At 70.6% G+C, this 13905-nt stretch carries 12 protein-coding genes; 8 read left to right on the forward strand and 4 right to left on the reverse strand.

From position 1 onward, the window contains the following. Positions 1-9: 9 nt before the first annotated feature. Both KBX71_RS01250 and KBX71_RS01255 read right to left on the reverse strand, forming a co-directional pair. A complete protein-coding gene (locus KBX71_RS01250) occupies positions 10-1764 on the reverse strand; it encodes an ATP-binding protein (protein ID WP_210816092.1) in 1755 nt (584 codons plus the stop codon). A 148-nt stretch (positions 1765-1912) separates the two neighbouring features. Further along, positions 1913-2659: a pyrimidine reductase family protein gene (locus tag KBX71_RS01255; RefSeq protein WP_210816093.1), complete on the reverse strand. Its 747-nt coding sequence runs from the start codon at positions 2657-2659 to the stop codon at positions 1913-1915. A gap of 150 nt (positions 2660-2809) precedes the next feature. Between KBX71_RS01255 and KBX71_RS01260 the strand changes: the two genes are divergently transcribed. From KBX71_RS01260 to KBX71_RS01285, 6 genes are all read left to right on the forward strand, one after another. After that, positions 2810-3373 carry a plasmid pRiA4b ORF-3 family protein gene (locus tag KBX71_RS01260; protein WP_210816094.1) on the forward strand — a complete coding sequence of 188 codons (564 nt, stop codon included), beginning with the start codon at positions 2810-2812 and terminating at the stop codon, positions 3371-3373. Positions 3374-3617: 244 nt separating this feature from the next. Continuing rightward, positions 3618-4907, forward strand: coding sequence for an ABC transporter substrate-binding protein (locus KBX71_RS01265; protein ID WP_210816095.1), 1290 nt, complete (start codon positions 3618-3620; stop codon positions 4905-4907). 109 nt (positions 4908-5016) lie between these two features. Further along, complete coding sequence (locus KBX71_RS01270) at positions 5017-5988, forward strand: carbohydrate ABC transporter permease (RefSeq protein ID WP_210816096.1); 972 nt, start codon at positions 5017-5019, stop codon at positions 5986-5988. Positions 5989-5998: 10 nt separating this feature from the next. Then, entirely contained in the window at positions 5999-6841 is an 843-nt protein-coding gene (locus KBX71_RS01275) for a carbohydrate ABC transporter permease (RefSeq protein ID WP_210816097.1), read from the forward strand. Next, complete coding sequence (locus KBX71_RS01280; protein WP_210816099.1) at positions 6838-8259, forward strand: GH1 family beta-glucosidase; 1422 nt, start codon at positions 6838-6840, stop codon at positions 8257-8259. Before KBX71_RS01275 ends, KBX71_RS01280 begins: the two co-directional genes overlap by 4 nt. Positions 8260-8341: 82 nt before the next feature. Continuing rightward, positions 8342-9388 carry a LacI family DNA-binding transcriptional regulator gene (locus tag KBX71_RS01285; RefSeq protein ID WP_124819847.1) on the forward strand — a complete coding sequence of 349 codons (1047 nt, stop codon included), beginning with the start codon at positions 8342-8344 and terminating at the stop codon, positions 9386-9388. A 14-nt stretch (positions 9389-9402) separates the two neighbouring features. On the opposite strand, the gene KBX71_RS01290 is transcribed toward KBX71_RS01285, so the two are convergent. Then, entirely contained in the window at positions 9403-10614 is a 1212-nt protein-coding gene (locus tag KBX71_RS01290) for an acyl-CoA dehydrogenase family protein (RefSeq protein ID WP_210816101.1), read from the reverse strand. Further along, on the reverse strand, positions 10614-11693 hold the full coding sequence (locus KBX71_RS01295) for a phosphotransferase family protein (protein WP_210816103.1): 1080 nt from the start codon (positions 11691-11693) through the stop codon (positions 10614-10616). The genes KBX71_RS01290 and KBX71_RS01295 overlap by 1 nt, the downstream gene beginning before the upstream one ends. A gap of 150 nt (positions 11694-11843) precedes the next feature. Here KBX71_RS01295 and KBX71_RS01300 point away from each other — a divergent pair, with 150 nt between their 5' ends. Together KBX71_RS01300 and KBX71_RS01305 are read left to right on the forward strand one after the other, a co-directional pair. Further along, positions 11844-12545: an amino acid-binding protein gene (locus tag KBX71_RS01300; RefSeq protein WP_124819844.1), complete on the forward strand. Its 702-nt coding sequence runs from the start codon at positions 11844-11846 to the stop codon at positions 12543-12545. Positions 12546-12634: 89 nt separating this feature from the next. Further along, positions 12635-13711 carry a GNAT family N-acetyltransferase gene (locus KBX71_RS01305; protein WP_210816105.1) on the forward strand — a complete coding sequence of 359 codons (1077 nt, stop codon included), beginning with the start codon at positions 12635-12637 and terminating at the stop codon, positions 13709-13711. Positions 13712-13905 lie beyond the last annotated feature (194 nt).

The raw sequence follows: 13905 nt of genomic DNA on the forward strand, positions 1-13905 counted from the left end.
GGCCCCTACCTAGAACGGGATGTCGTCGTCGGTGCTGCCGCCGCCGGAGCCCACCACGGCGAACGGGTCGGCGGACTGGGTGATCGAGCGCAGCGTCTCCGATGGTGCCCGGCCCGCCTCGGAGACCCGGGTGGCCCAGGCCGGGAACGGGAACTCCAGGCAGAGCGGCACCGGGATGTCCGGCTGGTTGACGAACATGGTGCCCGGCTTGGCCAGCAACGCTCGCTGGCGCTGCGCGGGCGGCAGGAAGCCGTACTCCGGGCGGGACGCCTCGGCCGGGTCGAGCCGGCCGACCACCCGGATCGCCGAGTTGGTGACGATCCGCCGCTCCACCTCGCTCGCCGTCTGCTGCGCGCCGATCAGGATCACCCCGAGCGAGCGGCCCCGCTCGGCGATGTCCAGCAGGACCTCCTTGATCGGCGAGGAGCCCTCCCGGGGGGCGTACTTGTTGAGCTCGTCGAGCACCACGAAGAGCAGCGGCTTGGCGGTGCCGGACTTCTCCTTGCGCTCGAACTCGCTCTTCAGCGTCACACCCACCACGAACCGCTGGGCGCGGTCGGGAAGGTTGTGCAGGTCGACCACCGTGACCTGCGCCGACTCGCTCGTGTTGATCGAGTGGGGGCGACGGGTGGCGAGGTCACCGCGGATCAGCCGGGCCAGGTCCTTCTTACTGCCGATCAACCGCCGGGCGAACGCGTTGACGGTGCCCAGCCCCACCGCGCTGCCCGCCCAGTCGGAGCGGGTCTCGTCGTCGTTCAGCTGATCGACGATGTGGTCGACCAGGTCACCGTAGGAGCCGAGCCGGACGCCGTCGATGCTCACCCCGCCGTCGGCGGGCTGGGCGTAGCGGGCCAGGTGCGCGGCCACCGAGTGGACCACCATCGTGTACTGCTGGCGCTCGTCGTCGGCGTCGGCGAAGACGTACGGCAGCAGGCGGTCGGTGCAGAACTCGCTGAGCGTCCAGTAGAACGAATCCACCCCGGTGAGCCGGCTGCTCACATCCGGTGTGCCGGCCGCGTCGCCGACCCGGGGTGGGGCGTACACCCGCACGTCGGGGAAGGCGCCGGCGCTCAACCCGAGCTTCGCGTACGCCGCGCGGGTGGGCTCGTCGAGGCGGGTGTTGGGGTGGTCCAGGAAGAGCAGATCCTCACCCTTGACGTTGAAGATCAGCGCCTTGGCGTTGACCGCGTCGCCGCCCAGCACCCCGGAGCGGAACACCGAGTAGAGCAGGAAGGTCGCGAAGCTGGTCTTGGTGGCCACCCCGGAGATGCCGGAGATGGAGACATGCGCGCCCCGGCTGCCGTCGAGGAAGTCGGCGTTGAGATAGACCGGGACCCCGTCCCGACCCATCCCCATCGGGATGCGCCGTTCCATCCGGTCGAAGTGCAACGCGCGCGCCCGGGCGTCACCCTCGGCCCGGTGCACCACAGCGCCCGGGGTCGGCGGCACGTACAGCTCCGGATCGACACGCGTGGTGGTGATCTCGGCCGCCTCCTGCACCTGGGCGGGCAGCGTGCCGTCGGCGATGGCGAACACGTCGGAGTCGAACTGGGCGCCCTCGTGCCGAGCGCGGACCTGGGTGACCACCCCGGCGATGGTCACCGGCTCCCGGTTCGGCAGCTCCCGTCGGGTGACCACCACGTCGTCGAGCTGGAGGTAGCTGCCGGGCGCCACGGCCGTCCAGAACTGCAACGGGGTGGCGTCGGCGGTGCCCAGCACCCGCCCGACCGCCTCGCCCGGGCTGTCGAGGTCGGCGTCGGTCATCGGGCGACTCGGGTCGGTCGGGCAGCACGGTCGGGAACCATGGTGTGCATCCTGCCCGAGGAGTACGACAGGTCGCCACGCGACGCGGCGGACGACACCATGCGCCGTCACACTCACCACGGTGGGTGCGTGACCGGGCGACGGCGGGTTACCGGCGGGCGTGGCGGAGCATGAGGACGCCGTCGTCGGCGGCGAGCACGTGCCGCAGTGGCAGGTGCCGGGACGGTGTGGTGTCGCCGGCGGTGATCCGGCCGGGGCCGGGCCCGGCGAGCAGCGGCGAGACGGTGAGGCACAGCTCGTCCACCAGGTCGGCGGCGGTGAGCGTGCCGAACAGGTGCGGGCCGCCCTCGCAGAGCAGTTGGGTGAGCCCGCGTCGGTGTAGCTCGGCGAGGCCGGCGGCCAGGTCGACCCGCTGGGTGCCGCAGGGCAGCACGTCGGCGACGTCGGTGAGGCCGGGTGGCGGGTCGGCATCGGCGTGGGTGAGCACGATCGGTCGGGTCGGCGCGTCGGCGAAGGCGGCCTGCGCCGGGTCCAGGTCCAGCGACCCGGAGACGACCACGAGCGTGGGGTACTCGGCCAGCCCGTTGGCGCGGCGCCAGGCGCGGCGGTGCTCGTCGAGGCGGACCGCCCGGTACCCCTCGTGGCGGAGCGTTCCGGCGGCCACCACCAGGGCGTCGCAGACCATCCGCAGCAGGCCGAACACCCGCTTGTCCGGCTCGCCGGAGAGCCCGGCGGAGTAGCCGTCCACGCTGACCGCGCCGTCCAGGCTCGCCACGAAGTTCACCCGCAGGTGGGGCTCGTCGGAGCGGCCGTAGAGGGTGGTCAGAGCGGCGTCGTCGAGTGGCTGCGCCGACGGCTCGGGCCAGAGCCGTCGGATCGGAATTCTGACGGTCATTCGCCGGCCGGACCGGTGACCGGAGGGGTCGGTTCGGCGGTACGGTGCTGGCAGTCGCACCAGTTCCGGCGCGGGCAGTCGTCGTGTCGCCGGGCCCGGCACGCTCGGCAGATCATGCTCGCAGCCTAAGCCGCGGGAGGACAGGACAGCATGTCGCGTCAGATCTTCCAGCTGAAGATGACCCTCGCCGGGACCCGCCCGCCGGTGTGGCGTCGGGTGCTCGTGCCGGCCGGCTACACGCTGGACCGGCTGCACCGGGTGGCGCAGCACGCGATGGGTTGGCGGGACTGCCACCTGCACTCGTTCGAGATCGACGCGGTGCAGTACGGCGAGCCCGACCCGGACGGGGAGTTGGCGCTGCACGACGAGCTGGACGCGCGGCTCGACGCGGTGCTCGGCAAGGGCAGCCGGTTCTCCTACACCTACGACTTCGGCGACTGGTGGGAGCACGACCTGGTCGTGGAGGACGCGCTGACCGCCGACCCGGACGAGCGGTACCCGGTCTGCCTGGCCGGCGAGCGGGCCTGCCCGCCGGAGGGCATCGGCGGGCCGTCGGGTTACCAGGCGCTCCTGGAAGCCCTGGACGACGCGACCGCCGCAGCCGACGTCGTCGGCTCCCGCCACGCGATGCTGCGTGACTGGGCGGGTTCCACCTTCGACCCGTCCCGCTTCGACCCCGACCGCGCGACCATCCTCCTCCGCCGCTTCTGCTAACCGCCTCCCACCCGTTGTTGATCAAGAAACGCGCGGTGTTGGTGGGGTAGGCGGTGGGGGAGTGATCAGCGGTAACGATCTGGGAACGCTCCCAACGCCCTATTGACACTCCCGTTACCCGCCGGCAATCTCATGGGAGCGCTCCCGAGGGTGGCATGGATCACTGACGCATCCCCGGCCTGGCGCGATGAGCACCCCCCCACCACACACATCCAGCCTCACCACCGGAAAGAGGGGTCAGCGAATGAGTGTCACCACGCGGCGTACCCGCCTGGCGGCCGCTGCCCTGGCCGCGATCACCGCTATCGGCGGTCTCGCGGCCTGCGGCAACGACGACGACAAGCCGGCGGCCGGCGAGAAGCCGGCCAAGCTGGTCGTCGACACCTTCGGCGAGATGGGCTACGACGAGCTCGTCAAGCAGTACGAGAAGGACACCGGCATCAAGGTCGAGCTGCGCAAGACCGCGCAGCTCGGTGAGTACCGGCCGAAGCTGGTCCGCTACCTGGCCACCGGCAAGGGCGCGGCGGACGTCACCGCCCTGGAAGAGGGCATCCTCAACGAGTTCAAGCCCAACGCGCGCAACTGGGCCGACCTCACGCCGCTGGTCGCTGACCACTCGAAGGAATACCTGCCCTGGAAGTGGGAGCTGGGCAAGGCGCCGGACGGCCGGCTGATCGGCCTGCCGACCGACGTCGGCAGCCTCGCCGTCTGCTACCGCAAGGACCTGTTCCAGGCGGCCGGCCTGCCCACCGAGCGCGACCAGGTGTCGGCGCTCTGGCCGGACTGGAAGGGCTTCCACGACGCCGGTCTGAAGTACAAGCAGGGCAGCGGCGGCAAGGCGTTCATCGACTCGATCACCGCCGTCTCCAACGGCGTGATGTTCCAGGGCAACGGTGACCTGTTCTACGACAAGGAAGACAACATCATCGCGGACACCAGCCCCGCGGTGAAGAACGCCTGGGACACCGCCACCTCGATGGCGGACATCTCCGCCAAGGCGTCCACCTGGTCGCCGGAGTGGTCGGGTGGCTTCAAGCAGGGCACCTTCGCGGCCACCTTCTGCCCGTCCTGGATGCTCGGCATCGTGTCGGAAAACTCCGGCGCGGCCAACAAGGGCAAGTGGGACGTCGCGGCCGTGCCGGGTGGCGGCGGTAACTGGGGCGGCTCGTGGCTCGCGGTTCCGGCCCAGAGCAAGTACCCGAAGGAGGCGGCGAAGCTCGCCGAGTACCTGACCAACGCCAAGGGCCAGGTGGAGGCATTCAAGCTCAAGGGCCCGCTGCCCACCAACCTGGAGGCGCTGAAGGACGAGGCCTTCCTCGGTTACACCAACGAGTACTTCAGCAACGCGCCGACCGGCAAGATCTTCGGGGAGAGCGTCGCCAAGATCCAGCCGATCCACCTGGGTCCGAAGCACCAGGCGGTGAAGGAGAACGCGCTCGAGCCGGCCCTGCGGGCGTTCGAGAACGGGCAGGCCAGCAAGGACAAGGCCTGGGAGCAGTTCACGAAGGACGCCAAGACTCAGGGTGCCTTCTGAGTGATTCCCTGCCGGTGGCGTTCGGGGCTTCCCGGACGCCACCGGCCGGTCCCCTCCGCGTAGCGCCCTGCGCGAGGGCCCCCGGGCCTCGCCGGAAAAGGAAATTTGCATGAGCCTGTCGGCCACGACGGCACGGCCGTCGCCAGCAGCACCGCCTTCTCCCGACGTCGATCGCCGACGTCGACGGGGAAGGTTACTCAACCGCCTCGATGTCAAGTACTCGCCGTACCTCTACATCGCCCCGTTCTTCCTGATCTTCGGCGTATTCGGGCTGTACCCGATGCTGCGTACCGCCTGGATGTCACTGCACGACTGGGACATGATCGGCGAGCACACGTTCATCGGCTTCGACAACTACACCCGGCTGGCGTCCGACGAGTACTTCTGGAACGCGCTGGTCAACACGTTCGGCATCTTCGCCCTGTCGACCATCCCGCAGTTGTTGCTCGCCCTCTTTCTGGCGAACCTGCTCAACCGGACCCTCCTGCGCGCCAAGACCTTCTTCCGGATGGCCATCTTCATGCCGAACGTGGTGTCGGTGGCCGCGGTCGCGATCGTCTTCGGGATGCTGTTCCAGCGGGAGTTCGGCCTGTTCAACTGGCTGCTCAGCTTCGTCGGTGTCGACCCGGTCGACTGGGACGGGCACCGGTGGAGTTCCTGGACGGCCATCTCCTCCATGGTCAACTGGCGGTGGACCGGTTACAACACCCTGATCCTGCTCGCCGGCATGCAGGCGATCCCGAAGGACCTCTACGAGGCCGCGGAGATCGATGGCGCCGGTCCGTGGCGGCAGTTCTGGCAGATCACCCTGCCCATGCTCAAGCCCACCTTCATCTTCGTGGTCATCCTGTCCACGATCGGCGGCATGCAGCTCTTCACCGAGCCCCTGCTCTTCGGCAACGGCAACATCATCGGCGGCAACCAGCGGGAGTTCCAGACGCTGGCCATGTACATGTACGAGATGGGCATCGTGAACCTGAACACCGCCGGCTACGGAGCCGCGGTCGCCTGGGCGATCTTCATGATCATCATCGTGGTGTCGCTGTTCAACTTCCTACTCGTCCGCCGCTCGGCGAAGTGAGGAGAGATCGATGATCTCGGCTTCCCAGCGCCTGTGGCGCACCAGCCCGCTGACCTACCTGGCGCTCGTCCTGGCGGCGCTGCTGTCGATCTACCCGTTCTACTACATGCTGGTGATCGGCACTCGCAGCCTGGACTCCATCAACGACGTGCCGCCACCGGTAACCCCCGCCGGCGCGTTCGGTGACAACTTCGGGCGGGTGCTCGACAACGACGCCGCCAACTTCCTCACCGGCATGATGAACTCGATCATCGTCTCCTCGGTGGTCACCGTGTCGGTGGTGCTCACCGGTTCACTGGCCGGGTTCGCCTTCGCCAAGCTGAAGTTCCGGGGCAGTAACGCCCTCCTGCTCTCGATCATCGTCACCATGATGATCCCGACCCAGATGGGCCTCATCCCGCTCTGGTCCATGATGCAGGACCTGAAGTGGGGCGACACTCTCTACGCGGTCACCGTGCCGTTCCTGGTCAGCGCCTTCGGCGTATTCATGATGCGGCAGTACGCCAGCCAGGCCATCTCCGACGAGCTGATCGAGGCCGGTCGCGTCGACGGGGCGAGCACGTTCCGGATCTACTGGAGCATCGTGCTGCCCGCGCTGCGCCCCGCCGCCGGCGTCCTCGGCCTGCTGACCTTCATGGAAACCTGGAACTCGTTCATCTGGCCGTACGCCATCCTCTCTCCGGAGAACCCGACCCTGCAGGTCTCGCTCTCCTTCCTCTCGTACGCCTACTACACCGACTACTCCCAGGTGTTCGCCGCCACCGTGGTGGGGACCATCCCCCTGGTAATCGTCTTTCTCGTGTTCGGCCGCCAGATCATCGGCGGGATCATGGAAGGTGCCGTCAAGTCGTGAGCAACCCCGCCAGCCCACCCGCCGTCGACGTCCTCGACGAGCGCCCCGGGCTGACCTTTCCACCCGGATTCCTCTGGGGGGCCGCGACGGCGGCGTACCAGATCGAGGGGGCGGCGGCCGTGGACGGCCGTACCCCGTCGATCTGGGACACCTTCAGCCACACCGATGGTCGAGTCCTCCTCGGGCACACCGGGGACGTGGCCTGCGACCACTACCACCGTCTCGGCGACGACGTCGCGCTGATGGCCGAGCTGGGCCTGAAGTCGTACCGTTTCTCGGTCTCCTGGTCCCGGGTGCAGCCCGGCGGCACCGGCGCGGCCAACCCGCAGGGTCTGGATTTCTACCGGCGACTCGTCGACGAGTTGTTGGCCAACGGTATCGAGCCGTGGCTCACCCTCTACCACTGGGATCTGCCGCAGCCGTTGGAAGACGCCGGCGGCTGGCCGGCCCGGGACACCGCGGCCCGCTTCGCCGACTACACGACCCTGGTGGCCGACGCGCTCGGTGACCGGGTGCGCTACTGGACCACGCTGAACGAGCCGTGGTGCTCCGCGTTCCTCGGCTACGGCTCCGGCGTACACGCCCCCGGCCGCACCAACGGAGCGGACTCGGTGCGCGCCGGACACCACCTGATGCTCGGTCATGGCCTGGCCGTGCAGGCACTGCGGGCCGTCCGGCCGACCGCCGAGGTGGGCGTGACCGTCAACCTCTACCCGGTCGACCCGGCCAGCGACACCCCCGCCGACCGGGACGCCGCCCGGCGGATCGACGGGTTGGCCAACCGGTTCTTCCTGGACCCGCTGCTGCGCGGGTCGTACCCGGAGGACCTGGTGGCCGACCTCAGCAGGGTGACCGACTTCGACCATGTGCGCGACGGCGACCTGGCGACCATCTCCACGCCGCTGGACCTGGTCGGGGTCAACTACTACAGCCGGCACGTGGTCGCCGCACCGGTCGAGGGCGTCGAGGCCGACCCGGCCCCGTCGTGCTGGCCGGGCAGCGAGGACGTCCGGTTCGTCACCCGTGGCGTCCCGGTCACCGACATGGGCTGGGAGATCGACGCCCCGGGTCTGACCGAGACGCTGCGCCGGGTGCACGAGTACACCGATCTGCCCCTGTACGTCACCGAAAACGGTTCCGCGTTCGTCGACTCGCTTGTCGACGGGCAGGTCGACGACGTCGACCGGCTGGCCTACTTCGACGCCCACCTGCGAGCCGCCCACGAGGCGATCGACGCGGGAGTGCCCCTGCGGGGATACTTTGCCTGGTCGTTGATGGATAATTTCGAGTGGGCCTGGGGCTACACCAAGCGGTTCGGCATGATCCACGTCGACTATGACAGCCAGGTCCGCACCCCCAAGTCCAGCGCCAAGTGGTACGCCTCGGTGATCCGGCGCAACGGTCTGGCCGCACAATAGGCTCGGGCCAGCCATCAGGACGGCCCCGGCGTCCACCTCCCGCAGGTGGCGCCGGGTCCGCCCGCCGTCGGAGGAGCAGACGATGACAACGCAGCGCACCCGGTCGCTCGGGCGCCCGACCCTCGACGCGGTCGCGGCGCGTGCCGGCGTCGGTCGGGGCACGGTCTCCCGCGTGGTCAACGGCTCGCCCCAGGTCAGCCCGGAGGCCCGGGCCGCGGTCCAACAGGCCATCGCGGAGCTGGGCTACGTGCCGAACCGGGCCGCCCGTGCGCTCGTCACCCAGCGGACCGACTCCGTCGCGCTCGTGGTGTCCGAATCCGGCGAGCGGGTCTTCACCGAGCCGTTCTTCGCCGCGATCGTACGGGGGATCAGCTCGGGGCTGCTGGAGACGCCGATGCAGCTCTGGCTGGCCATGGCACAGTCGCCGGTGGAACGGGAGCGGGTCGAGCACCACCTCACCAACCAGCACGTCGACGGCGTGCTACTGCTGTCGTTGCACGACTCCGACCCGCTGCCGACGCTGCTGGAGGAGCGCGGCCTGCCCGCCGTGCTCGGCGGTCGGCCCGCCCGAATGCTGCAACCGGGCGCCCAACCGGCCTGGTTTGTCGACGTGGACAACGTTGGCGGAGCCCGGCAGGCGGTGGAGTACCTGGCGAGGCAGGGGCGGCGACGGATCGCCACCATCGCCGGAACGCAGGACATGGGCGTGGGCCTGGCCCGGTTGACCGGCTACACCGAGGCGGTCAAGGCCACCGGGGCCGGCGTCAACCCCGACCTGATCGCGTACGGCGACTTCAGCGAGGGCAGCGGCGCGGCCGCCATGGGTCGGCTGCTGGACGCCTGCCCGGACCTGGACGCGGTCTTCGTCGCCTCCGACCTCATGGCGTTCGGTGCGCTGCGTACCCTGCGCGAGGCCGGCCGGCGCGTGCCGCAGGACGTCGCGGTGATCGGCTTCGACGACGCCACGATCGCCCTGCGGGCGGAGCCGCCGCTGACCACTGTCTTCCAGCCGGTGGAGGAGATGGGCCGGCAGATGGCCCGCCTGCTGGTGGCCCGGATCCGTGGCGAGGAGCTACCCGCCTCCCACATCCTCCTGGACACCCAACTGGTCCACCGAGCCTCCGCCTAACCCACCCCCCGTGGTCAGTGGGTCCAGCGGCGGAGTTCGCGCTTGGCCAGGGAGTTGCGGTGGACCTCGTCGGGGCCGTCGGCGAGGCGCAGGGTGCGGGTCTGCGCCCAGAGGGCGGCCAGTGGGGTGTCCTGGCTGACGCCGGCGCCGCCGTACCCCTGGATGGCCTTGTCGATCACCCACTCCGCCATCGCCGGCGTGCCGATCTTGATGGCTTGGATCTCGGTGTGCGCGCCCTTGTTGCCGACGGTGTCCATCAGCCAGGCCGTCTTGAGCACCAGCAGCCGGGCCTGCTCGATGCGGACCCGGGACTCGGCGATCCACTCCCGGACCACGCCCTGCTCTGCCAACGGTCGGCCGAAGGCGATCCGCCCTAGCGCCCGCCTGCAGAGCAGCTCCAATGCCCGCTCAGCCATTCCGATCAATCGCATGCAGTGGTGGATCCGGCCCGGACCCAGCCGGGCCTGGGCGATGGCGAAGCCGGTGCCCTCGGCGCCGATCAGGTTCTCCGCGGGCACCCGGACGTCGGTGAAGTCGATCTCGGCGTGCCCGCCGTGCGAACCGTCGGTGTAGCCGAAGACGGTCATACCCCGGCGCACTGTCACCCCGGGGGTGTCCCGGGGGACCAGCACCATGCTCTGCTGGCGGTGCCGGTCGGCGGTGGGGTCGGTCTTGCCCATCACGATGAAGATCTCGCAGCGCGGGTCCATGGCCCCGGACGACCACCACTTCCGTCCGTTGATCACGTACTCGTCGCCGTCGCGGGTGATCCGGGTGGCGATGTTTGTGGCGTCGGAGGACGCGACGTCCGGCTCGGTCATACAGAACGCCGAGCGGATCTCACCCTCCAGCAGCGGCATCAGCCACCGCTTCTGCTGCGCCTCCGAGCCGAACTCGGCCAGCAACTCCATGTTGCCGGTGTCCGGTGCCGCGCAGTTGACCGCCTCCGGCGCGAGATGCGGGCTGCGCCCGGTCAGCTCGGCCAGGGGAGCGTACTGGAGGTTGGTCAGGCCGGCGCCGTAGCGCGGGTCGGGCAGGAAGAGGTTCCACAGGCCGCGCCTGCGGGCCTCCGCCTTCAGTTCGGCCAACACCGGGGTACGCGACCACGGGTCCCCGGTGGCCACCTGCTCGGCGTGCACGGCCTCGGCCGGGTAGACGTGCTCGGTCAGGAACCGGGTCAGCTCGTCGCGCAGCTCCTCGGTCCGGCTGTCGAATGAGAAGTCCATCACCGCTCCCTGGCGGCGGTCAGCCCGTGCGCGACCAGCGGTGCCACCATCTCGCCGATCCGGTCGAAGCCCTCGCCGAGCGTCTGCCCGAGCGTGTGACGGTAGTGAATGCCCTCGCAGATGACCGCGAGCTTGAAACAGCCCAGCGCGACATGCCAGTGCAGCGGCCCGACGTCCACGTCGGCACGCCCGGCGTACCTGTCGATCAGCTCGCCGCCGGTGGGGAAGCCGGCGCGCGGGCCGAGCCCGTCGGCGACGGGGTTGCCCGCGGCGGTGTCGCTGTCGCCCAGCACGTCCCAGTAGGTCAGTAGGAGCCCCAGGTCGGCGAGGGGGTCGCCGAGGGTGGCCATCTCCCAGTCGAGCACCGCGTGCACGGCGACCGGGTCGGCCGAGGCGAGGAGGTTGTCCAGTCGGTAGTCGCCGTGCACGATCCGGCCGGCGTTCGCGCCCTCCGGGGCGGTGGCCGCGAGCAGGTCGCGCAGCTCGTCGATGCCGGGCAGTGGGCGGCTGCGGGAGCGGTCGAGCTGCCCGGCCCAGCGGCGCACCTGCCGGGCCAGGTAGCCCTCGGGACGGCCGAAGTCACCCAGCCCGACAGTGGTCGGCTCGACGCTGTGCAGCGCGGCGAGCGTGTCCATCATCGCCATGGCGAGGGCTCGACGGCGCTCGTCGCCCAACGGGTCGGTCTGCGCGCGGGTGCGGAACACCTCGCCGGGCATCCGCTCCATCAGGTAGAACGGCGCGCCGATCACCTCGGGATCCCCGCAGAGCAGCAGCGCCCCGGGGACCGGCACCTCGGTCGGTGCCAGCGCGGAGATGACCCGGAACTCGCGTGCCATGTCGTGCGCGGTCGCCAGCACGTGCCCCAGCGGCGGACGGCGCAGCACGACCTCGCGGTCGCCGAGGCGCAACAGGTAGGTGAGGTTGGACTTGCCGCCCGCGATCAGCTGGGCCCGCAGCGGCCCGACGGCCAGCTCGGGTCGGTGCTCCGCCAGATAGTCGGCGAGACGGTCCAGGGCCAGCCCCGCTGGGGAGGCGGAGACGGCCTCCGGCCGTGGCGCATCAACGGCCGGATCGCTCATCCGACTAGTTGATGGCAGCCCGCTCACGTTGTCAAGGTCAGAATTTCCCCTCGGGACATGCCACTGCAACAGGGACGAAATGGTCAACTACCAGGCTGTGAGCAGCCTGCCGGCCGCTCTTTTGCCGGCCCGCCGAGCGGAGGGACAGACATGTTGCTGCGAGTTCGGGTCACCCTGCCGGACCGTCCGGGCACCCTCGGTCAGGTCGCCCGCACGTTGGGCGTCTCCGGGGCGGACATCGTCCAGGTAGTGGTCCTCGAACGGCTCGGCGGGCGCGCGGTGGACGACTTCACTGTCGTCTGGCCGGGCGCGGCGCGGGTGGAGCGGCTGCTGGCCGGCCTCGCGGCGATACCCGGGGTGCGGGTGGACGGTGTGTGGCGGGCGATCGGCGCGCCCACCACCACCGGCCAGGACGCGGAGCTGCTGGCCCAGGTCGCGGCCAACCCGGCCGACGGGTTGGCCACCCTGGTCGACGCGGTGCCCGGGTTGTTGGCCGCCGACTGGGCCGTCGCGGCAGTGGTTCCGGTCGACTGGGCCTCGCGGACCGGGGGTGGCGGGGCGACCGTGGGGCACGCGAGCTGGCGTGCCCCCGTACCCCCGCGGTTGCCGGAGGTGACCCCGCTGCGCGGTCGGTCGACGACCACGCCCGACGGCACCCACCATGCGATCGCCCCGTTCGGCCGGGCGGGCCTGGTGCTGGTGGTAGCCCGGGAATACAGCGACACCCTCTGCGCCGCCAACTTCCACAGCACCGAGGTGGATCGGCTCACCCAGCTCGTCCGCGCCTGCGCGGTGATCCTCGGTGACCGACTCGATCTCGTCGGCGCGCCGCCGGTGGTCGCCGGCCCCTGAGCGGCCCGAGGAGTTCCCTGGTCGACACCACCGGGCAACCGGGTGGCAACAGGCCGGGGTGAGGCTCTTACCGGGGAAGGGAGCCAACCATGACGTTGTGGCGGATCCGAGCGACGGTGGACGACCGGCCGGGTTACCTGTCGGTGCTCACGGCGAGCCTTGCGCTGCGCGGGGTCAACATCCTTACCGTGCAGGTGCAGCCCACCGAGCGGGGCGCGGTGGACGACTTCCTGGTCGACGCGCCGGACGCGCTCGACGAGGCCGAGCTGATCGCCGCCGTCGAGCGGGGTCGGGGCCGGGACTGCTGGGTGACGCGCAGCGAGGCGCGTGGCCTGGCCGACCAGCCCACCCGGGTGCTCGGGCTGGCCAACCGGCTGGTCCGTGACCCGGACGCGACGGGCGAGGCGTTGCGGACCCTGCTCGCGGCGGACGTCGTCAGCTGGCGACCGGCGCAGGTCGGCGTCGAACGGGGGATCACCGGGGCCAGCATGCTACTGGCCGATCCGGCGGGCGGTTCGTTCGCGCTGCGCCGGGCCGCGCCCGACTTCACCCCGGCGGAGTACGCGCGGGCGCAGGCCCTGGTGGAGCTGGCCGCCACTGTGGCGCGCCGGGCCGCCGAACAGGTCACAGTGGTGCTGCCCGACGGCGCGGAGGTGGCCGTCCGGCCGGCCAACGCCCACGACCTGTCCGGCGTCGTGGAGCTGCACGAGGCGTGCGCGCCGCGCAGCCGGCAGCGGCGTTATCTGGGCGGGGCGGCGTTGCCGCAGCCGGCCCGACTGCGTCGGCTGCTGGAGCCGAGCCGAGGGTTGACGCTGATCGCCACCAGCACCGGCTCCGACGGCACTGCCGAGTCGGTGGTCGCCATGGCGAACCTGCTCGGCGAGGGCGACGAGGCCGAGGTGGCGCTGCTGGTGCGGGACGACTGGCAGCGGCGCGGGCTCGGCTCGGCGTTGCTGCGCCGGCTGGTTCGGCATGCCGACCGGTCCGGGTACGCGGCCCTGGTGCTGCACGTCCAGGCCAGCAACGACCCGATGCTGCGCACACTGCGCCGACTGGGCCGGCCGAACGTTGTCGAGCGCGACGGTGCCCTGCTCACCGTCACCGTGCCACTCGCCGTCCCCGCTGCGGCGGAAAGAACGGGCACGGTGCTGACGCCTCGGGCGTAGCGAGGGTCCCGCCCTCCAGGAGACACCCCGACCAGTGAACGGTTCGAAGGCGCTTCCCAATCGTCGGCCGGCCCATTACATTGTCGGTTATCCATGGGAGCGCTTCCACGGCCCGTGGGTCACACCGCCACCCCGCTGTCGCCGGTGGCCGTGCCGCCCGTACGCCGTCCCGCGTCGGTGCGACCACCGGCGGC

The sequence above is a fragment of the Micromonospora sp. D93 genome (genome assembly GCF_018070365.1).
GTDB lineage: Bacteria > Actinomycetota > Actinomycetes > Mycobacteriales > Micromonosporaceae > Micromonospora > Micromonospora ureilytica.